This window comes from Streptomyces sp. NPDC006326, from assembly GCF_040612915.1.
Taxonomy (GTDB): Bacteria; Actinomycetota; Actinomycetes; order Streptomycetales; family Streptomycetaceae; genus Streptomyces.
The window spans coordinates 249,716-270,286 of sequence record NZ_JBEXRC010000003.1 but is presented as its reverse complement, the minus strand read 5'-3'; the positions used below and the strand labels follow the sequence as shown (position 1 = coordinate 270,286).

The following is a 20,571-nucleotide window of genomic DNA, read 5'->3' as shown; positions in this document are numbered from 1 at the left end:
CGCCCGCCCGCGGGGCCGGCCGGACGGCTCTTCGTTTCCTCAGCCAGACGGCGAGGGACAGGCGCTTCGCCGCAGGTACGCCTGGACCCCCGGTAGCGACGGCACGGGCGGAGCGGGCCAGGTCGCAGATGGCCGCCCGGCAATCACGGGCCGGGGCGAGCGCCGGGGCTACGGTCGGTTCATGGCATTGGAGTGGGAGCAGACCGTGGTGGACGCCCGGGACCCGGGCCGGCTCGGACGGTGGTGGGCCGAAGCGCTGGGGTGGGCCGTGGTGAACGACTCCCCCGAGGAGTACGAGATCCGCCCGGCGCCCGACCGGCTGCCGGGGCTGATCTTCGTGCCGGTACCGGAGGGAAAGACGGTGAAGAACCGGCTCCACCTGGACTTCCGGCCCGACGACCAGGCCGCGGAGGTGGCCCGGCTGCTCGCGCACGGCGCCAGGCGGTGCGAGGTCGGTCAGGGCGCGGCGGTGTCCTGGACGGTGCTGGCCGATCCCGAGGGCAACGAGTTCTGCGTCCTGGCCTCCCGCGCCCGCTGAGGCCGGGGCAGACCGCGGCGCCGGGCTACCGGTCGGCCGGGGAGTCGGAGGTGATCACCGTATGAAAATCACCAGTCGGCGTGACGTCCTGACCTCCGTGGCGGCTGCGGCCGCCGGTCTGCCCCTGCTCAACGACCTTGCCGGAAACGGCGCCACGGCCTCCGCGGCCACGGCCCCCGCCACGGCCTCCACGGCCACGGGCGACCGGTTCCCCTCGAACGCCGCCCTGTACAGCAGCGGCAGCTTCCGGGAAGGCGAGCACTGGATGCGACGCTTCCGCTGCACCCCTCGGGCCGAGCTCCTCGACAACGCCGCCGGTACGAGCAACCCCGTCCGCAGTACGGCCGTCATCGCCCCGCACGGCGGCGGCATCGAGGCGGGCACCAGCGAGCTCTGTCTCGCCCTCGCCGGCTACAAGCCCGCCGGGGCCGGGGACACCCTGCCCGTGCCCGAGAGCGGCGTCCCGCAGCGCGACTACTGGATGTTCGAGGCACTGGCCTCCTCCGCCGAGCTCCACGTCACCTCCACCCACTGCGACGACCCGGCCGCCCTGGCCGTCTGCGGCAACAACCTGTACGCCGTCTCCCTCCACGGCTTCACGCCGAAGGACGGCCAGCCGGCCAAGCAGATCCTCATCGGCGGCCGGGACCAGCGGCTGATGCGGAACCTGGCGTGGGCCTTCGACCGGCACGGGTTCACCCCCTCGGCCCCGACCCCCGAACTGGCCGTGACGGTGACCGTCGCCGGGACGGACAGCTCCCTGAACGGCGACGACCCCGCGAACATCGTCAACCGCACCCGTACCGCGGCCGGCGCCCAGCTGGAGATCTCGACGAAGCTGCGCGAGGCGATGTTCGGATCCTTCGGCAGCGCCGCCGACCGCAGGCGGACCGCCGGGGTGGGCGACGGCAACCAGGCCCACTTCTGGAACGGCTTCGTGGGCGCCGTACGCGAAGCGCTCGACCGGCACGAACTCGGCCTCGACGACCTGCCGGAGCCGGCGGCCTACTCCGGCACCCCGTAGGCCTGCCTTTCGGATCACGCCGGGCCCGCGTCCCCCGCCACGCGCATTCATGGGTCTTCCAGGCGCCGCCTCCCTTCCTCCTACGGCTTCGGCGCGCGCTGCTGGAGGGCGGTACGGCCGGCCACGGACGTGACGAGCGCGAAGAAGAACAGCGGAATCGCGAGTGCGGCGAACACGGCGCTGCGCCACAGCACCAGCGCCAAAGCCGAGTGGACGATGAGCAGCGCGATGGCGAACGCCATCCCGAGGACCGGCCGGCAGCCGCGTGACACCAGCAGGAGGGGACGGCGCAGGTGGGGCGGGACCCGCCGGGTCTGCCACAGCAGCCAGCCTCCCCAGCTGCCGACGAGCACGGCAGCGCACCCCAGGTAGGTGGCGAGGGCGTCGGTGCCGGCGGCGCCCGCACGCAGGTGGGCGGAGCCGCACGACACCGCGACGATTCCGGCGAGGGCCACCCAGCGCGAGCCCATGACCGTTCCCCAGGCCATGGTCTCCAGGTTGTGGCGGGCCTGGCCGTCGTTCAGGTCGAGGGCGGCGGCCTGGACGAATCCCTCGGCGGCCCGGGTCCACGAGCCGGGACGGAACCAGCGGCGGCGCAGATGGAGCAGCGAGAGGTTATTGTGGGCCTCGCTGCTGTCCGGGTTGAGGCGCAGCGCCGTCTCGTAGGCCTGCTGGGCGACGCGGTGGTTGCCCGTGCGGAAGGCGGTCAGGCCGACGAGGAGGTGTGCGTCGCTCTCCTCGGGCGCCAGGGCGGCGGCCGTGCGGGCCGACTCGTATGCGGCCCGCCTGCGTTTCGCGCGGACGGCGCGGTAGAGGACGGCGCCGAGGGTGTAGTGGCTCCCCCAGTGCTGTGGGGCGAGTTCGACGGCGCGCCGGGCGGAACCCTCGGCCTGCTTGTACTCCTTCAGGGCGAGCAGGACGTGGGTGTGTATCAACCAGGCACTCACCGACTCGGGTGCGACGCGCAGGGCGTGTTCGACGGCGGTGAGCGCCTGCTGTTCGTCGCCGAGGCGGTGTCGGCAGTGGGCGAGCCGCACGAGTGCGGTGGCGTCGTCGGGGTGGCCGGCGAGGTGCTGGGCGGCGAGTGCGGCGGCCTGCTCGTAGCGCCCCAGGTCGAAGAGGACGTCGGCCTGTTGCAGGGCCCGGCTCATCAGACCTTGTCCCGGTCGTGGGTGATGCTGAGCAGGTTGGGTACGAGTGCCAGCCAGAACAGGACCTGAGGGACGGTGCGCTCGCTCCACGGAAGGGCCACGAGCAGCAGCGCGCACAGGGTGGCCCAGGTGGCCTGGCCGAGCACGACCCTGGGCCAGAACGAGCGGCGCACCAGCGCGAACACGGTGAGCTGTGCCCCGGTCCGCAGCCGCCGGTAGCGGCGCCAGGCGCCGAAGCCCCACACCACGGCCATCAGGGTGAGCGCCCACAGCCGGCTGCCGAGAGGGAGGGGCAGCTCCTTCGCCTCGCCCCCGGTGGGGAAGACGTCGACGGTGACGGCGGCCATGACCAGACAGAGCAGGGCGAGCCATCGGGTGCCGCGCAGCATCCGGTAGACGGCGCTGTCGAGGTCGGAGCGGAGCGACTCGGAGTCGGGGGCGACGGCGAGTGCGCCGGCGTAGAGGTCTGCGGCCCGGGCGGCGGACGTGCCGGGCTTGCGTGCCTCGCGCCCGGTGACATCGGTGACGGCGAGCTGATCGGTCGGGTCGATGCGCAGGAGCTGCCGCACGGACTCCTGCACCAGGTCGGGGCGGCTGTTGAACGCGGCGACCTTGTACATGGTGTGCCACGTGTCGACGACGTCGGGGCCGAGCCGTACGGCCTCCTGGGCCTCCTGGAGTGCCTCCTCCTTCGTCCCCACGAAGATCAGCATCTCGGCCCGCTGGGCATGCGGGGCCCAGCGTTCCGGCGCGAGGCGGATGGCCTCCCGCTGCGACTGTTCGGCCTCGGGCAGCCGGCTCATCCTGCGCAGGGCGAATCCCCGCATGAAGTGCCCGTCGGCGAGCTCCGGTTCGAGCTTCAGCGCCCGGTCGGCGGCGTCGAGCCCCTCCTCGTGGCGGCCGAGGGCGGTGAGACAGCGGGCGCGCGTGGTCCACGCCTCGTGGTCGTCGGGTGCCTCGGCGAGACGCCGGTCGAGGAGGGCGAGGGCCTCCTCGCACCGCTTCATGTCGTAGAGCGCCAGAGCCTGTTCGACCCGTGGGTGCAGGGATGTTCCACTCACAGCTTGCGCTTCTTCTTCAGGTAGGCGACCAGGTCGTCGTACATACCGCCGTCGTTGGCGAACATGGCGACGTTGCGGGCGGAGGCGAACCAGGATTCGCTGGACGGCTTGATCTGCTTGGCCGCGTTCAGGAGGTCCTTGGTGCCGATCATGCGGACGGTGCCGGAACGGGCGGAGTCAAGGAGCGCGTACTCGGCCGCGCTCTCGCAGACATGGGCGAGATCGGCGCCCGAGAAGTCCTCGGTGACTTTGACGATCTTGCCGAGGTCGACGGATTCGATGGGCCGCTCGCGCAGGTGGTAGCGGAGGATCGCCTCCCGGGCCGGGGCGTCGGGCGGCAGTACGAGCAGGGTGCGGTCCAGGCGGCCGGGGCGGCGCAGGGCGAGGTCCACGTCCCAGGGGACGTTGGTCGCGGCGAGCACGAAGACGCCTTCGTTCTGTGCGGCGTTGATGCCGTCGAGCTCGGTGAGGAGCTGGTTGACGACATTGCGCAGACCGCTGTGGTGCGTACGCGAGCGCTTGGCGCCGAGCGCGTCCAGCTCGTCGAGGAAGACCACGCAGGGCGCCTGGCGGCGGGCGGCCTCGAAGATGTCGTGGACGTTCTTCTCGGAGGTGCCGATGTACATGTCGAGGATGTCGGAGAGAGAGACCGACATGAAGGCGGCACCGAGCTCGCCGGCGACGGCCCGCGCGATGAACGTCTTGCCGCAGCCGGGCGGGCCGTAGAGGAGCAGGCCGCCGCGGAGCGACTTACCGTACAGCTTGCGGAGTTCGGGGTTGCGCATGGGGGCGAGGAAGGCGGCTTCGAGCCGGTCCTTGACCTGCTCCATGCCGCCGACGTCGGCGAGGCGTACGTCGCCGGGGGCGTCGATGTCCCAGGCGGACGCGTCGGCCGGGTCGCCGCTGCCGTCCGCGGTCAGGGGGGCCTCGGTGGCATCGCCCGCGCCGGCGGGATCAGTGGCATCGGTGGGGTCGGCGGCGAAGCGGGGGCCGACGACGTCGGCGACTTCCTGCTCGGCGGCGGCCCAGTCGAAACCGGGGGGTCGGGTGCCGTCCGTGGCGGGTGAGGGGGCGGCGGACGCGGCGGCCCGGGGCGGGGTCCTGGGGGGCGGGGGCGGGCCGACCTTGGGCAGTTGCATGGCGCGGACCATCAGGTCCCGTACGGCTTCGTCGCCCGGCGCGTGCTGCAGCGCGACCGCGGCCTGCGTGACGGCCTCGTCGTGCCTCCCCTCCGCAAGGAGCAGTTCGGTGAAGTGCAGCCGCAGGGGCACGTCTTCAGGAGCGGCGGCGACAGCGGCCCGCAGGCTACGGATGAGAGGTGACTCGTCGGACATGGGGTCAGCCTAGAAAGCGGCCGGCGGCTCCCGTTCACCGGGTGCGGCCGAAATCGACAGGCGCGGGGAGCGCGTGGACAGCCCCCTCGACAAGATCTTCATGAGTCTTCCGGAACGGGCAAGCCCCGCCGGACGCGTGTCCGGCGGGGCTCTCCCGAGTGGTTCAGGCCGTACGGGCTACCAGGGCGGCAGCGGCAGGCCCGCCGCGCGCCTGGGCTCCAGGAACTCCTCCCTGAAGATCTCCAGGGAGGCCCTGAGCAGCGGGATGCCGACCTCCGCACCGAGGTGCGCCAGCGCGGCCGACTCCTCGGTCATGCGGAACTCCAGCAGGAGCCCACCCCGCCCGGCGCCGGTCATCTCCACCACTTCCATGGCGTCGAAATCCTCGCTGCCGAGCACGGTGAGGGCGGCGTACTCCCGTCCCTGCACGGTGAAAACCCTCATAGCCATCCCTCGAATTGCAGGCCGCCGCCTCGGAGACTCCATCGCGCGCCGCGGCCGGTGGATTTCTCGATGATGTCGAGAACGTGCCCACCGTAGAAGGCCGAGGACTGCTCGATGGTCCTGGTGGCCGTGGAACTGCCGAGGATCTCGTCCAGCAGTACCTCGGCCCCGTCGTTCAGCGCCCGCTTGTCCGTGAGGCGGTTGGCCCCGTTGAGGAACGGCAGGTACTTCTTGACGTGGTCGGCGGTGCGCTTGACCGGGTCGGTGTGCTTCTGCAGGGCCCGGCCCGCCTCGGTCATGTGGAAGTCGCGCTGGAACGGCTTGCCGTTCTTCGGTGGGATCTCCTTCAGCGCCGCGGCCCGCAGGTCGTCGTCCGTGGCGTTCTTCAGGGCGCCGCAGTTGTGCACCAGCACGGCCGCCGCGCCCGCACGCACGTAGTACGTGTGCGTGTCGGTGACCGTCAGGTTGTGGACGCGCTGTGCCTGCGTCCACGCCGCCACCGAGGCGACCTGCACCCACGTCCCCGAGGACGTCTGGAGCCACTGGCCGGCCTTCAGCTCGCCGGCGTCGACCCAGCGCCGCTGCTGCGGCACCCAGAAGGGGTGGCCGTCGGTCGCGGTGATGACGTCGGCGGCCGTGCCCTTGTCGCCGTCGGTGTCGACGGTGATGCGGACCAGGTGCTTCTCGCCCTCGCCGGTGATCCGCGCGGAGACGGGTTCGGCGATGGTGTTCCCGCTCCCGGGGTCGGTCGTGAGGACCTGGTCGCCGATCTCCACGTCCTCGATGGGCTTGGCGGAGCCGTCGGCCATCACGACCTCGGTGCCGGGGGTGAAGCTGTTGCGGACCTTGCAGCCGCCGCCCCCGCCGTCGCCGCCCCCGTCCTTCGCGGCCTTCTTCGGCTCGGCCTGCTTCGAGGACTTGCCGTGCCGGTCGGCCTTCTTCGCGCGGGCCGCGGCCTCCCTGGCCTGCCGGGCCGCGGTGGCCTTGGCCTCCTCGGCCTTGCGGGCCGCCGCCGCGGCGCGTTCCTGTGCGGCTCTTCTGGCCGCCGCCGCTTCCTCCTCCAGTTTTCTGGCCCGTTCGGCCGCTTCCTCGATCTGGCGTTTCCATTCGGCCAGGTCCTCGGCGTACTTGGCCATGGCTTGCTGGTAGCGCTCGACGCGCGCGAGGATGTCCCGCGCGAGCTTCAGCTTGCCCATCCAGCTGTTGAAGGCGTCCCAGGCCCGGTCCAGGGCCTTGAGGATGCGCTTGGCCTTGCCCGCGAAGGGCAGGGCCGCCTCGAAGGCGAGGCCGGCGCAGGCACCCCAGTCACCGCCGAGGCAGGCCTTGATGTCGTTGTAGCCGGAGGCGTCCTTGAGGATGCCGACGGCCACGTCCAGCGCGACGTCGAGGGCGCTGCGGCCGTTCGCCCAGTTCGCCCAGGCCACTTCCGCGTCCGTGAAGTCCTTGATCGGCATCACCGGCGGCGCGATGGCCTTGCCGGAGGGGTCCGAGAACGTCACGGGCGAGTTGTTGGCGTAGGCGTACGGGTTCTGCTGCGCGGCCTCGTTGTAGTCGACGATCGGGTCGACGGACAGGAACCGCCCGGTGGCCGGGTCGTATTCCCGGGCCCCCAGGTGGACCAGTCCGGTGGACTCGTCCATCTCGCCGCCGACGAAGGCCTTCTTGCCCGGCCACACCGCCGGGGCGGTGCCCCGCGCGTCACCGAAGGGGGTGAACTTGCGGCGCGTGACGGCCTGGGTGGCGGCGTCGACGGCCGTGGTGGCCGTGCCGTTGTTGTCGGCGAGGAGGTAGGAGGTGGTGACCGTGCCGTCCTTGGCGGTCTTCACCATGGTCGGTCCGGCGGTGTGCGCGTAGTAGCGCGTGGCCTCCACCGCGCCGTTCGGCTTCAGCTTGACCTCGGTACCGGGCAGGTACAGCGTCGTACCCGCCGGGTCGCGCTTGATGAGGCGGTTGCCGTTGGCGTCGTAGAGGAACTCGGTCGTCTTGGCGCCCTCGGTCACCTTGGCGAGGTGGCCCTCGACGTCCCACTCCATCTGCTGGGTGTTGCCCTGGACGGTGCGGGTCTTGGTGTTGCCGACCTCGTCGTAGGCGAACGAGTCGCTGCGGGTGCCGCCGGGGCCGGTCGTGTCGACCCGCTGGAGCCGGTTGGCTCCGGGCTTGCCCGGGGTGCCGTAGCCGTAGGAGCGGATGACGTCCTTGGTGAGGTCGCCGGTGGTGGAGTGCTGGACCTCCTTGGTGCGGTTGCCGGCCGTGTCGAAGGAGTACGACGTCCAGTACGGGGCCGGACCGCCGACCTTCGGCGCGGAGCCGGGGCCGGTGGCGTTCGGCTTGACCGCGCAGTCGTCGCTCGCCGTCCACGCCTCGCTCATGCGGCGCATGTGGTCGTAGGCGAAGCACTGCGTGTCCGTCGTGCCGGTGGCGGCCGCACCCTCCTGGTCCTTGACCTTGAGGATGTTGCCGACGGCGTCGTACTCGTACGACGTGTCGTTGATCCGGCCCGGGGCCTTCTCCCGGTCGTTGACGGTGCGGGTCAGGCGCCGGGTCTGCTCGTCGTAGAAATTGGTGGTGAACAGCTGGGAGCCGGCGGCGCCGGTCTCCGTGCGCAGCACGTCGCCCATCGGCGAGTAGTCGACCTTGCCCACGAACGTCTTGCCCGCCACACCCATGACGGTGGGCAGTTCGAAGTGGTTGTAGGTCATGGTGACGCGCTCGGCGGGGAGTCCGCCGACCGCCGGCTGCTGCGTCCACGCGGTCAGGCCCGTGGTGGGCCGGTAGCCGGTGGAGAAGGAGTACGTGCCCGCGAGCGCGCCCTCGGACTTCGGGATGGTCACCGTGGATCCGGTGGGCCGGTACCCCTGGTCGTAGCCGGTGATCGCGTGGGTGTACGCGTTGCCGCCCACGTAGCGGGTCGAGGAGACCGGGAGGCCGACTGCGCCCGGCAGGGTGTCGTAGACGATCTCGCTCAGCTTGGCGCCGGACAGCGAGCCCTCGTGGGTCTCGGTGACCCGGCCCAGGGCGTCGTAGGCGAACGCCACGGTCTTGTTCCGCTGGTCGGTCACCGACTCCAGGCGGTCGCCCTTGCCGAAGACCTTGGAGGTGGTGCCCTTCTCCGGGTCGGAGACCTTCGTCTGCCGGCCCCGGATGTCGTACTCGAAGGACCAGGTGTCCCCGGCCGCGTTGACGACGGTTTCGAGCTGGCCGCGCCGGTCGTAGCCGTAGCGGGTCGCGTCGTACGCGCCGGTCGGCGAGTCCGAGCGGAAGGAGCGCAGCTCGGTCTTGCGGCCCTGGCCGTCGAGGAAGGCCTGGGTCGGCGTCTCGCCGGTCGGCGGGTCGACGGTGATGCTGTCGCCGCCGTACGCGGTGGTCGTCCGCGAGGTCTCCTCGCCGAACTTGCGGGAGATCTGTGCGGTGGCGCGGCCGCTGCCGTCGTACTCGGTGACGGTGGAGGACGGCACCTCGTTGTCCTTCGGGGCCCACTGCTCGCCGGAGGCGTTGCCGCCGGTGTAGTAGGCGCCGTTGGACTTCCACACCTGGCCGAGGCTGTTGTAGAAGGTGTCCGCGATCAGCCGGCCGCCGCCGAGGGCTTCCAGCTGGGTCTGGCGGATGCGCAGGCTGCTGTCGTAGATCTCGTAGCTGCTGCGGTAGCTGCCGTCGTCGACGAGCGACTTGGTGGTGATGACGACGGGCGCGTCCGGGCGGACGTCGTAGGCGAACTCGGCGTCCGGGGACTTGGTGTCGGGGTCGCGGTCGGGGGACCACGCCTTGGCGAGGCGGCCGAGTGCGTCGTACTGCATGACGCTGCGGCGGCCGTTGGTGTCCTGCTTGGCCAGGATCGAACCGCGGCCGAGGTCCGTCTCGGTGGTGTCGGTGTGGCCGAGCGGGTTGGTGGTGACGACCTTGGTGACGATCTGCCCGGCGGCCGGGGTGTAGTCGATCTTGGTGACCTTGCCGAACACGTCGGTCGTGGTCTTCGGGCGTCCGTAGGCGTCGAAGGTGAGCGAGCCGTCCACGGTGTACTGCGGCCGGCCCCCGGCGTAGCCGGACAGCGACTCGGAGCGGACCACGTTGCCTACGGCGTCGTAGAACAGACGGGCGTCGGAGATGACGTCCTCGGGACGATTCACGTCCTTGGCGTCACAGGCCTTGCCGACCGTCTCGATCCGCTTCTCCCGGCCGATGATCCACAGGGTTTCGTCGGAGTCGTACTCGTACCGGGTGCAGCTGTCGTCCTTGGGGTCCGAGACGTCGCCGAGGTCGGAGACCGTCTGCGGCTTGCCCTGCTCGTCGAGGACGGTCTCCTGCGCGGTGCGCCGCCAGCCCCGGTTGTCCGAGAGCAGCGTGCGGGAGGAGACGTTGGTGGTGCCCCTGACGAAGGACTGCAGCGGCTCGATGCCCTCGCGCAGGCGGGTCGCCGTGGGGCCGTGGATCCACGGGGTGTAGGTGGTCGCCGCCTCCAGGACGCCGCCTTCGCCGTTGTAGGCCAGGACCTCGCGGGTCTGGCCGGCGAAGAGGCGGTGGTCGGCGATCTCCTTGCCCTCGGAGTCCTTGACCTTCACCGACCGCTTGCCGCCGGAGGGGGCGGCCCGGTCGCCGTCGAGGCCGCGGAAGAACAGCGTCTCGGTCAGGGACCGCTTGTCCGGTGCCGCGCCGATCAGCGTCCGCACGCGTTCGTAGCCGCGCCACTGCGACCACGTGCGCGTGTGGGGGCGCATCGTCTCGGTCTCGTCGTCGTACGCCCACGCCGGGGCGCCGAGGTACTGGTACTCGGTGACGCGCGTCGGGGAGTTGCCGTTGCGGTCCTCCTCCTGCACCCGGTCGACGACGTGCTTGTGGAACCAGTCGGTGACGTAGAGCTTCTTCTCGCGCTTGGGGTCGTTCGGGTCCGGTATCTCGTTGATCACCGGGTAGCAGCGCAGGGTGTTCGACTCGTGGGACGCCGGGATCACGCGCGGGTTGGCGGCCCGGCACTCCGGGTCGCGGTAGTGCACGTTGACCGTCGAGCCGGTCTCGGTGTCGATGGCCTCGATGCGGTAGCGCAGGAACGGCGGCTTGCCGTCGTCCATGCCGTCCACGCGGTTGGGCAGCTGCTTGCCGCGGAAGGTCACCGGCGGGAGGCTGATCTCCTTGCCGTTCCTGCCGGTGTGCTGCACGGCGGCGAGCCACAGCGGGTAGTCGGTGCCGTCGCCGGTCTGCGGGAAGTCCTGGGTGAGCTTCCAGGTGTCCACGGGCTGGTGGGTGGTGCCGTTCCAGACCTCGGTGGTGATCTCGGTCAGCCGCTTGCGGGTGAAGAAGGTCGGCGTGAAGCGGGCCTTGCACTCCTCCTTGGCGGCGCACAGCTGGTCACCGGGGGTGTCGGGCCACATCTTGGCGATGTTCCAGTCCACCTCCGGCTTGAGCTTGTCCTCGGCGCAGTCGAAGTCCTTCGTCTTCATGCAGCGCTCGGCGACGGTGAACTGCACCTGGGCCGGGGCGTTCGCGAAGAGGTTGTCCTTGCGCAGGCCGTAGGAGATGTGGTCGAGCCAGCCGCCGCGGTCGTAGGCGCGGTTGGTGGAACCGCCCGCGATCTTGTAGTTCGACCCGTAGTGGTTGACCTCCTTCTTGTACCAGTAGGTCATCGCGTTGCCGCGCGGGTCCACCACGTAGTCCAGGTTCCAGCGGTAGACCTCGTCGCAGACCGAGTTCGCGAAATCGCCGGCCTTGAAGCAGTCCTCGCCCGGGTGGTTGCCGTAGACCGGCACGAGCAGCGCGGAGTTGGTGACGGGCTTGCCCGTGCTCCAGCCCGGCACCTTGTTCAGGCCGAAGTGGAACTGGACGCCCTGCGGGGTGGTGACCCGCCAGTACTCGCCCTTCTTGTCGCCGTTGTCGGCGCCGGAGAGCAGTTCCACGCGGGAGCCGTCGTCGTCGGAGGGGCGCCAGACCCCGGTCTTGTCGTCCCGGACGAGCTGGGTGGAGCCGCTGTTGAGGGACATCGTGACGGTGGAGACGGCGTGGCAGAGGTCGCCGGTGTCGTCCTTGGGGTTGTTGAACCCGGAGCCCTCCTTCTTGTCCTGGCTGCAGGGGATGAAGGAGCGCTCGATGAAGTTGGACCCCAGGTCCCAGCCGTCGCCGACCCAGGAGGTCTGCTGCGAGGAGGCCGAGGTGCGTCCGTCGATCTGCGCGCTGGAGTAGCCGAGGGCCAGTGAGGGGCTCGGGCCGCCCAGTGAGGCCGGCACGTCGAGCGGGTAGGACCAGGAGAAGTCACCGGCCGAGCCGCCCGCCTGCCAGGAGCCGGACGGGCTCAGCGAGGTGGCCTTGAAGGTGCCGTTGGCGCCGTCGGCGCTCGGCGCGGCGGCCAGCACCGTCGGGGCGGCCGCGGCGGCCGCGGCCAGCATCATGGGCGTGGCCGAGCGGGCGCCCTTGGTCGCGAACGAGCCGGTCGCGGTGGCGGAGCCGGGCTGTGCGGCGGTGTCGACGGTGGCCGTGAGCGTGCCCGTGCTCGCGTCGTTGTGCGCGGCGACCGGAGTGGCCGTACGGCACTCGGGCCGCTCGGGCGTCGTCAGCACACAGGCCGGCAGCGCGGTGAAGCGGAGCCGGGAACCCCAGCTGCCGCCGTACGCGTTCTTGAAGGTGTTGTAGTCGAGCTCGACCGAGACCGGCGCGTCACCGGCGCGGGTGTCGGTCCGCTTGACGGCCATCAGGAGTCCGCCCGGGACACCCGCCTTGTCGGCGGCGCCACGGTCGAGCAGGTCGACCTTGACCTTGACTGGGGCGTCGGCGGCCGGGGAGGTGCCGTCTGCCGAGGGGGCGGCGAGCGCCTGCGGGGCCTTGCGGGCCTGCGGCGCGGCCGGGGCCGCGGCGGCGATCCGTACCGGCAGCGTCCCGGCCTTGGCCGGACCAGCCTGCGGGGCGGCGGGCCCGCCCGCCGCGGGGGCCGAGAGCATCAGGGAGCGGCCGTCGGCGGGGGCGGAGCCATGGCCGGCGGGGAGCTGGACCTCGGCCGACCCGGCCGCGGGCCAGGCCACCTTGGGCGGGGCGGTCCACTTGTTGCGCTGGGATTCGCCGGGCGGGGGTGCGGGCTTGCCGACGACCGGCTTGCCGCCGACCTTGGTCAGCTTCTGCAGTGCGGGAGGAGTGGTCTTGGAGGCCGCGGACGCCGGTGGCGAGGCGAGCCCGGTCACGCACAGGGCGACGGACAGGGCTGGTACCGACCAGCCGAGCGCGCGTCTGCGCTTTCCGCCCCTAGCGTACCAATTTCGATTTCGCAAATTGGGTTCCGTCATAGGTCACGCGTGCACAAATGTACACACTATTCGAAGGGTGATCCAAGACCGTAACAGTGAGGGCTGGGACACATTTCCCACTGCCTCTCGGCCAGTAATTACGTACCGCAAAGTAGGCACCAAGCCCAGGCAAAGTCGGACAGATGGCGGCCGGAATAGGAATTTCCTATTCCGTTTATTCGGGTCGGGTCGCAGGTCGTGAGAAGCTCGCCCGGACTGATCAAGCCATCCGTGCGCAGGAACGCTCCGTACGCGCCCGGATCGACTACGAGGAACCTCCGTGAGACCACCCCTGGCGCGGCTCCGCGCCACCGGCCAGCCTCGCTTGCGGGCGTCTGCGCTGGTCACGACCCTGGCCCTGGCAGCGGGCCTGATGGGGACCGCACCTCTCGCCGCCGCGGCGACGGCCTCGGGCCCCGACGCGGGCCGGACGGCGCCCGCCGCCGAGGCCGAAAAGGCCGCCGCCGAGGCCAAGCGGACCGGAAAGCCGGTCGAAATCACCGGCCTGCGCACCGAGACCGACGAGGTGTGGGCCAATCCGAACGGCACGCAAACGGCAGAGCGCTCGCTGGTACCCGTACGGGTCCGCCGGGGCGGAAAGCTCATTCCCGTCGACACCACCCTGCACAAAGGCACCGACGGCCGTCTCGCGCCGAAGGCCGCCGCCATCGGGCTGACGTTTTCGGGGGGCGGTGACTCCCCCCTCGCCGTGATGTCGGAGAACGGCCGCGACGTGGCCCTGAGCTGGCCGGCGCCGCTGCCCGAGCCCCGGCTTGAGGGCAGCAGCGCGGTCTACCCCGAGGTGCTGCCCGGGGTGGACCTGCGGGTGAGCGCCACCGTGGACAGCTTCTCGCACGCGCTCGTCGTCAAGACCCGCGAGGCGGCCGGCAACCCGGCCCTGGCGTCCCTCTCGTTCGGCCTGAAGGCCAAGGGGCTGACCGTTCGCGCCGAGGCCGACGGACAGCTGCGGGCCGTGGACCCCGCCGGGCAGACCGTCTTCGGCTCGGCGAAGCCGCAGATGTGGGACGCGGGCGGGCAGAAGGCCGAGGCCCCCACCGCGCCGGCGTCCCCGGCCACCGCGCCGGCCCCGGCCGCCACGTCGCTGCGCTCGGCCCCGGCCGCCGCAGCACCTGCCACCGGGACCGCCCCGGCCGAGGCGCTCCCGGCGCCGGTCGAGGGCGTCACCACCGGCGCCAAGCAGGCCGACCTCGGCGTCCGGCTGAACGGCTCCACGCTCACCCTGACGCCGGACCAGAACCTGCTCAAGGCACCAGGGACCACGTACCCGGTCGTGATCGACCCGACCTGGGACGCGTGGAAGCAGGCGTGGACGATCGCGTACAAGCACAACGCGTTCCCGTCCTCGCCGAACACGAACTACTGGAACGGCGGCACCCTCAGCAAGGACGCCCGCGTCGGATGTGCCCGGGACGCCGCCAACGGCAACGCCGTGATCTGCGCCAAGACCTTCTTCCAGGTCGGCATGAAGGATTACTGGGACAAGCAGATCATCGAGTCGACCCTGCGGATCAAGCAGAAGTCGGCCGGTTCCTGGAGCTGCAAGTCCGGTGACATCCAGGTCTGGGACACCGGCACCATCTCCAAGTCCACCACCTGGAACAACCAGCCCGACTGGTCGCGGCTCGTCGACTCCAGCGGCCAGTCCTACGGCGGTCGCAACTGCCCCGGCGACGGCGACGTGATCGAGCTCAACGTGAAGTCGGCGGTCGCGATGGCCGCCCAGAAGCACTGGGGCACCTGGACCTTCGGCCTGAAGGCCGCGAAGGACACCGTCGACGTCTCCTGGCGCAAGCTCGACCCGAACAGCGCCCGCGTCTCCACGACGTTCAACACCACCCCGGACAAGATCACGGAGCGTTCCACCGACCCGTCCGTGCCCTGCACGGGCGGGGTCATCGGGACCACCGACCAGATCGTCCTGCGCGCCCGGGTGAAGGACAAGGACAAGCAGGACGTGTCCCTGGCCGCCGAGTTCCACTACTGGAAGGACGGCGCCGCCACCCCCACCAAGGCCACCGTGAAGGCCAGTAACGGCAACGTGGCACAGCTGCGCATCCCGGCCAAGGACCTGAACGGCACCTACCGGTGGGACGTGCGCACCCTGGACAACGTCGGTCCGCCCGGCCCCTGGGCCGGCCAGTGCCTCTTCACCATCGACCGGACCCGCCCGGACCGCACGCCTCTGGTGAGTTCGAAGCAGTTCCCGGAGGGCGAGGACGACCCGGACAAGACCGGCTTCGCCCGCAGCGAGGGGACGTTCACCCTGAGCGCCAACGGGGTCAAGGACGTCACCGCCTTCGAGTGGTGGACCGACTCCAACCCCAAGGTGAACAAGATCCCCCCGACCGCCGTCGGCGGCTCGGTGGACGTCAAGTACACGCCGACCACGGCCGGTCCGCAGCGCCTGTTCGTGCACAGCCTCGACGCGTCCGGCAACCGGTCGAACCTCAAGGAGTACCTGTTCTACGCCAAGCGCCTGGCCACCCGTGACAAACACGGCGACCTCAACGGGGACGGCACGGTGGACATCTGGAGCGTCGACCCGGGCTCCGGCCTGCTGTGGATGCACCCCGGCAAGGGCGACGGCACCTTCGACCTCTCCCGCCGGCTCGACCAGGGCTCCTTCGCGGACGTCGTCTCGCTGACGCACCGCGGCAGCTGGAACGAGGACTACTACGAGGACCTCGTGGCCCTGCAGCCCAGTCCCGACAACTCCCGCAAGAACCTCTACGTCTACCCCAACAAGGGCGACGGCGACCTGGAGAGCGCGGACGCCAACCGCATCGAGCTCCAGGTGGGCAACCCCGACGTGGACGACCACTGGGCCGACGCGGACCAGGCCGTCGCGATCGGCAGCGTCGACGACGACAACGGCGACGGCAAGGTCGACGACGCCGACCAGCCGGACCTGCTGGTCAAGGCCGGCGACCAGCTGTGGCTCTACCGCGGTTCCGCCGTCGGCTTCCTCGACGCCTTCGGCGAGCCGATCCTGCTCGGCAACGCCGACTGGAAGAACATGACCGTCATGGCGCCGGGCGACCTCAACGGCGACCGGCTGCCCGAGATCTGGGCCCGCGACACCGTCACCGGCAAGATCCACCAGTACACCAGCCGCGTCAGCACGGAGCCGGGCGCGGCCACCGCGGCCGACCTGTCGGTCTTCGCCGACCCGGCGGTCCGCACGACATCCATCGGCAGCGGCTTCACCGGCGCCGCGTACGCGCACCTCGCCAGCAACGGCGACTTCGAGGCCAACGGCTTCGCCGACCTGTGGTCGCGCGACGGCAACGGCCGCATCACCGAGTTCCCGGGCCAGACCCTGGCCGGCGGTTCGGCGTTCGGCGCCGGCCGGCAGCTCGTGCTGGGCGGCACCTCCTGGTCGGAATGCCAGGCCTTCACCTCCTCCGCGACCGGCACGCACACCCTGTGCGGCCCGATCCTGGCCAAGTACCTGGCCAAGGGCGGCACCTCGCTCGGCTACCCCACCACCGACATCCTCGTCCCCGCCGACGGCGTGGGCCGCTACGTCAACCTCCGCAGCGCGGGTCAGACGAGCGACAACGGCTCCATCTACTGGCACCCGAGCAGCGGTGCCTGGGTGGTGTGGGGCGCGATCCGCGCCAAGTGGCTCGCCATGGGCGCCGAGAAGGGCATCCTCGGCTACCCGACCTCCGACGAGAACCCCACCTTCGACGGCGGCCGGTTCTCCACCTTCTACTCCACCTCGGGCGGCAAGGGCGGCATCTTCTACTCCACCGACACCGGCGCCTGGTCCGTCCACGGCGCGGTGTACAACAGGTACGTCTCCCTCGGCGGCCCCGCGAGCCCGCTGGGCTACCCGGTCACCGACGAGACCAACGTCGGCGACGGCGCCGTCGCCCGCTTCAACCACTTCCGCAAGCGCTCCGACACCGAGCCGACGGCCTCGATCTACTGGACCAGGGCCAACGGCGCCTGGCCGGTCCACGGCTCCATCCGCAAGCGCTGGATCGCCCTCGGCGCGGAGAAGAGCACCCTGGGCTACCCGGTCTCCGGCGAGTACGAGGTCGCGGGCGGTGTGCGCGAGGACTTCGAGAAGGGCTACATCCGCGCCAACACCACCACCGGGGCGACCGTCGAGCACCAGCCCGGCGACCGCACCGCGCACCTGCGCACGGACCTGTCCGGCGACTTCAACGGCGACGGCCGCAGCGACCTCGCGACCGTCTACGACTACGGCGACAACACCACCGCCCTGTGGGTGTTCAACGCGCTGCCCGACGGCGGCTACGAGGCGCCCACCGTGCGCTGGACCAGCACCAAGGGCGGCTTCTCCTACCAGCGCGCCAAGTGGGTGGCCGGGGACGTCAACGGTGACGGCCGCGCCGACATCGTCGCGCTGTACGGCTACGCCGACGGCTCCAACGCCCTGTGGAGCTTCCTGTCCAACGCCACCGGCACCTTCACCCCGGTCAAGGGGCTGACGGTGGCCACGGGGAACTTCGAGTGGGCCAAGGCCAAGCCGCTCGCCGGTGACTTCAACGGCGACGCCAAGGCGGACCTCGCCATGGTCTACGACTACGGCAACGGCGAAGCGGGGGCCCACACCTGGACCGCGAAGGGTGACGGGTTCTTCAACCCGGCCGCCGCCAGCTGGCGGACGCCCGCGGGCAACTGGTGGATCGACCACGCCACCTGGCGGGTCGGTGACGTGAACGGCGACAAGCGCGACGACTTCGTCGCCCTCTACGGCTACACGGCCGGAGGCGTCGCCGTCTTCACCTTCCTCGCCCAGCCGAACGGCGGCGTCGCCGCCCCGGTGAAGTCGTGGACCCAGCCCGCCGGCGGTGCGTGGGAGTACGCGAAGATCAAGTTCACGGTCGGCGACTACAACGGCGACGGCCGCTCCGACGCCGCGCTGATGTACGACCACGGCGACGGTCACGGCTCGCTGTCCACGCTGCTCGCCAAGCCCGACGGCACCGTCGGGGACGCGGTCCGCAGCTGGGACACCCCGGAGGGGAACTGGTACGGCACGAACGCCGGCATGCCGGTCTCGGGCGACTCCGACGGGGACGGCCGGGACGACATCTCCTCGCTGTACAACTACGCGAGCGGCGCCTCGGGCACCTTCACCTTCAAGAGCCGCCCCGATGGCGGCTTCGAGAACGGTTTCCTGAGCTGGCAGACCCTGCCCGGCACCTGGTGACCGCAGCCGCACCGCGGTGACCCGCCGGCGCAGCCGTGCGCCGGTCGCACCCGGGCCCCGTACCGCCACCACGTGGCGGTACGGGGCCCTCGCCGTGCAGCGGGAGTGCTGCCGCCTGCGGCTATGGGGCGAAGCGGCGCTCGCCGGTCAGCGACCACACGGCGGCGATGCGGCCGTCCGCGACCGAGAACATGTCGATGCCGCTCTTGGTGACGGGGGCGCCCGAGCCGTCGGTGTAGCACGCGGTCCACCGTGCGGCGAGCCGTCCGCCCGGCCCGTCGACGACGGGAGCGCCGTCGACGGCGTAGGTCAGTGCGGTGAGCTCCTGGCGGTGGGCCGCGATGAAGGCGGCGAGTTCGCCGCGTCCGAGTGTGGCTCCGGGGCCGGTTCCTTCGACGGCGTTTGCGAACCGGAGCCGGAAGCCGGGGGCGGTGATCTGCTCGGCGCGTACGGGTTCGCCGTTCCACAGTGCCGTCCAGTCGTCCAGCAGCCTGGTGGCGTGGTCCCGGGTCAGCAGGGCGGCTTCGGACGTGGGGGCGGTGCTCTGGGCAGACATGGAGTGCCTTTCCGTTGTCGGTGTGGCACCAGCCTCTACGCCTTGGGCGACAACCCCCTGTCGGTGTTTACGAGGGCGTCGAGACCGACGAACTCCCGGCCGAGGGTGTCGAGGGCGGCGAGGTCCACCGGACGCGGCGGCGGCGTCTCCGCCAGGGCCTCGGCCTCCCGGATGCGGTCGAGGCGGAAGCCGCGTACCGCGGCGCGCAGCCGGCACCAGCCGATGAGGTACCAGTGCTCGCCACCCAGGAACCCCAGGGGTTCGACCGCGCGGTCGGTGGTGGCGCCCTGCGCGTCGGCGTAGCGCAGGCGGAGGACCCGTCGGGTGGAGAGCGCCTCGCGCACGGCACGGGGCATGCCGGTGGTCGGCCCCGAAGGCACGGCCAACCGGACGCGGTCGGCGAGTTCGTGCGCGGCCCGGCGCTCCCGTGGGGGCATGACGGCGAGGACCTTGTGCAGGGCCGAACGGGCGTCGGCCGCGAACGGCGTTCCGGCCAGCGCGTGCAGACCCACCGCCAGCGCCGTGGCCTCGGCCGGTGTGATGGCCAGGGGCGGCAGGGTGTGCTGCTTGTCCAGGACGTAACCGCCGCTGCGGCCCGGTTCGGCGTAGAGGGGGACGCCGGCCTGCTGGAGGGCGCTGAGGTCGCGTTCGATGGTCCGGGTGCTGACGTCGAAGCGCCCGGCCAGCCAGCGGGCGCTCCTCGGCCGGGGAGATGCGGCGCGCAGTTCTTCCACCAACGCGTAGAGGCGGTCAGTACGGTTCACGGGACGACCGTAGCTACGGACCGCTTATTTAGGTTAACCTTATTTTAGGTTAGCCTTCCCTTATGAACTCCCTGTACCTGGCCGCCTCGGCCGACTACGCCGTGCCCCCGCTCTGGCGCATTCTCACCAAGTCCGGGTATTTCCTCGGCCTGTCCGGGGCGATCGGCGCCACCGTGACCTACGCGGCGTCCGTCCGCCCGGCACTGCGCGCGCCGGAGACCCGCGGCGATGACGCCGACGCCATGAGACGAAGAGCGGCACGCTACCTGGCCTGGGCAGGGGTCGTCCTCGTTATCGCGGGCTACTTCCAGCTCGCCGGCCGGGTGGCCCGGGCGGGCAAGGGCATGCCGTTCGGCGAGGCCCTCGCACCGGACCGGATGGCGGACTTCCTGTTCGCGCCGGCGGCCAAGGGGGCGTGGATCGCGCAGGGCACGATCTACCTGGTGCAGAACGCGGTCCTGGTCCTCGCGTCCGCCGCCCTGATCGCCCTGTTCCTTCCGCAGGCGCGCCGCCACACCGACACCGTGGCGCTGACCGCGCTGCCCCTGACGCTCGCGGTGACGCTGGTGGCGGCGGTGCCGGCCACCAAGCCGAAGAACGCGGACAAGTGGCTGGACCTCGTCTTCGGCCAGACCCACATCATCAGCGGCGTCGTCTGGGTGGGCGGCCTGGCGCTCCTCGCCGCCCTCACCGGGGCGCGTGGCCGGCTGAGCGAGGACGCGGGCGCGCTGTGGGCCGACGTCTGGCGCCGGTTCGCCTTCGTCGCCCTGGTGTGCGTGGGCGCGGTGCTCACGTCGGGCCTGTGGATGAGCTGGAAGCACGTCGGCTCCGTCAGCCAGCTGTGGACGACCACGTACGGCCTGTTCCTGCTCGTCAAGATCCTGCTGGTGCTCGGCATGGTGACCGCCGGCGGCATCAACCAGTTCTGGTTGATGCCCCGTATCGCCCGGGCCCGGCGCGAAGACGCCGCGTCCTCGCTGGTGCAGCTGACGCTGGGACACTTCCCCAAGGTCGTCTGGGCCGAGGTCGCCCTCGGCGTCGCCGTCCTGGCGGTCGTGCCCTTCCTCGGCGGCTCCGCCCGCTCCGAGGCGGGCAGCCCGCAGGCCGTCTCCAGCGGCAGCACCTTCGCCGTGGGGGCCCTCCTCGTCCTCACCCTGGCCGCCTCGCTCTACGTCACGGTCAGGACCTCCGACGCACTGGCCCGGCGCACGGCTCCGGCGGCTCCCTGACG

General features: G+C 71.2%; 11 protein-coding genes. 4 read left to right on the top strand and 7 right to left on the bottom strand.

Annotation, left to right across the window (positions count from 1 at the left end; genetic code table 11):
• Nucleotides 1-181 precede the first annotated feature (181 nt).
• On the top strand, nucleotides 182-538 hold the full coding sequence (locus ABZ128_RS04415; RefSeq protein WP_356845971.1) for a VOC family protein: 357 nt from the start codon (nucleotides 182-184) through the stop codon (nucleotides 536-538).
• 61 nt (nucleotides 539-599) lie between these two features.
• Nucleotides 600-1,562 carry a poly-gamma-glutamate hydrolase family protein gene (locus ABZ128_RS04410; RefSeq protein WP_356845970.1) on the top strand — a complete coding sequence of 321 codons (963 nt, stop codon included), beginning with the start codon at nucleotides 600-602 and terminating at the stop codon, nucleotides 1,560-1,562.
• 80 nt (nucleotides 1,563-1,642) lie between these two features.
• On the opposite strand, the gene ABZ128_RS04405 is transcribed toward ABZ128_RS04410, so the two are convergent.
• The 5 genes from ABZ128_RS04405 to ABZ128_RS04385 all read right to left on the bottom strand — a co-directional run bounded on the left by ABZ128_RS04405 (nucleotide 1,643) and on the right by ABZ128_RS04385 (nucleotide 12,709).
• Nucleotides 1,643-2,713 carry a tetratricopeptide repeat protein gene (locus ABZ128_RS04405; protein WP_356845969.1) on the bottom strand — a complete coding sequence of 357 codons (1,071 nt, stop codon included), beginning with the start codon at nucleotides 2,711-2,713 and terminating at the stop codon, nucleotides 1,643-1,645.
• On the bottom strand, nucleotides 2,713-3,774 hold the full coding sequence (locus tag ABZ128_RS04400) for a tetratricopeptide repeat protein (protein ID WP_356845968.1): 1,062 nt from the start codon (nucleotides 3,772-3,774) through the stop codon (nucleotides 2,713-2,715). The genes ABZ128_RS04405 and ABZ128_RS04400 overlap by 1 nt, the downstream gene beginning before the upstream one ends.
• The gene (locus ABZ128_RS04395; RefSeq protein ID WP_356845967.1) at nucleotides 3,771-5,108 is read right to left on the bottom strand and encodes an AAA family ATPase; all 1,338 of its coding nucleotides are present in this window, start codon (nucleotides 5,106-5,108) and stop codon (nucleotides 3,771-3,773) included. Before ABZ128_RS04395 ends, ABZ128_RS04400 begins: the two co-directional genes overlap by 4 nt.
• A gap of 177 nt (nucleotides 5,109-5,285) precedes the next feature.
• Nucleotides 5,286-5,558 (bottom strand): hypothetical protein, encoded by a 273-nt coding sequence (locus ABZ128_RS04390; protein ID WP_356845966.1) that lies wholly within the window; start codon nucleotides 5,556-5,558, stop codon nucleotides 5,286-5,288.
• Nucleotides 5,549-12,709 carry a polymorphic toxin-type HINT domain-containing protein gene (locus ABZ128_RS04385; RefSeq protein WP_356845965.1) on the bottom strand — a complete coding sequence of 2,387 codons (7,161 nt, stop codon included), beginning with the start codon at nucleotides 12,707-12,709 and terminating at the stop codon, nucleotides 5,549-5,551. Before ABZ128_RS04385 ends, ABZ128_RS04390 begins: the two co-directional genes overlap by 10 nt.
• A 382-nt stretch (nucleotides 12,710-13,091) precedes the next feature.
• Here ABZ128_RS04385 and ABZ128_RS04380 point away from each other — a divergent pair, with 382 nt between their 5' ends.
• Nucleotides 13,092-18,020, top strand: a complete 4,929-nt coding sequence (locus tag ABZ128_RS04380) for an FG-GAP-like repeat-containing protein (protein WP_356845964.1) — start codon at nucleotides 13,092-13,094, stop codon at nucleotides 18,018-18,020.
• A 121-nt stretch (nucleotides 18,021-18,141) separates the two neighbouring features.
• Here ABZ128_RS04380 and ABZ128_RS04375 read toward each other — a convergent pair whose 3' ends face one another.
• Both ABZ128_RS04375 and ABZ128_RS04370 read right to left on the bottom strand, forming a co-directional pair.
• Nucleotides 18,142-18,576 carry a nuclear transport factor 2 family protein gene (locus tag ABZ128_RS04375; RefSeq protein WP_356845963.1) on the bottom strand — a complete coding sequence of 145 codons (435 nt, stop codon included), beginning with the start codon at nucleotides 18,574-18,576 and terminating at the stop codon, nucleotides 18,142-18,144.
• 35 nt (nucleotides 18,577-18,611) lie between these two features.
• Complete coding sequence (locus tag ABZ128_RS04370) at nucleotides 18,612-19,340, bottom strand: YafY family protein (RefSeq protein ID WP_356845962.1); 729 nt, start codon at nucleotides 19,338-19,340, stop codon at nucleotides 18,612-18,614.
• 62 nt (nucleotides 19,341-19,402) lie between these two features.
• Here ABZ128_RS04370 and ABZ128_RS04365 point away from each other — a divergent pair, with 62 nt between their 5' ends.
• Nucleotides 19,403-20,569 (top strand): CopD family protein, encoded by a 1,167-nt coding sequence (locus ABZ128_RS04365; protein ID WP_356845961.1) that lies wholly within the window; start codon nucleotides 19,403-19,405, stop codon nucleotides 20,567-20,569.
• The last annotated feature ends 2 nt before the right edge of the window (nucleotides 20,570-20,571 follow it).

Bases quoted from the DNA above. Each gene is read 5' to 3' on its own strand.
- ABZ128_RS04415 (WP_356845971.1), top strand. From the start codon at position 182: ATGGCATTGGAGTGGGAGCAGACCGTGGTGGACGCCCGGGACCCGGGC.
- ABZ128_RS04410 (WP_356845970.1), top strand. From the start codon at position 600: ATGAAAATCACCAGTCGGCGTGACGTCCTGACCTCCGTGGCGGCTGCG.
- ABZ128_RS04405 (WP_356845969.1), bottom strand. From the start codon at position 2,713: ATGAGCCGGGCCCTGCAACAGGCCGACGTCCTCTTCGACCTGGGGCGC.
- ABZ128_RS04395 (WP_356845967.1), bottom strand. From the start codon at position 5,108: ATGTCCGACGAGTCACCTCTCATCCGTAGCCTGCGGGCCGCTGTCGCC.
- ABZ128_RS04390 (WP_356845966.1), bottom strand. From the start codon at position 5,558: ATGGCTATGAGGGTTTTCACCGTGCAGGGACGGGAGTACGCCGCCCTC.
- ABZ128_RS04375 (WP_356845963.1), bottom strand. From the start codon at position 18,576: ATGTCTGCCCAGAGCACCGCCCCCACGTCCGAAGCCGCCCTGCTGACC.
- ABZ128_RS04365 (WP_356845961.1), top strand. From the start codon at position 19,403: ATGAACTCCCTGTACCTGGCCGCCTCGGCCGACTACGCCGTGCCCCCG.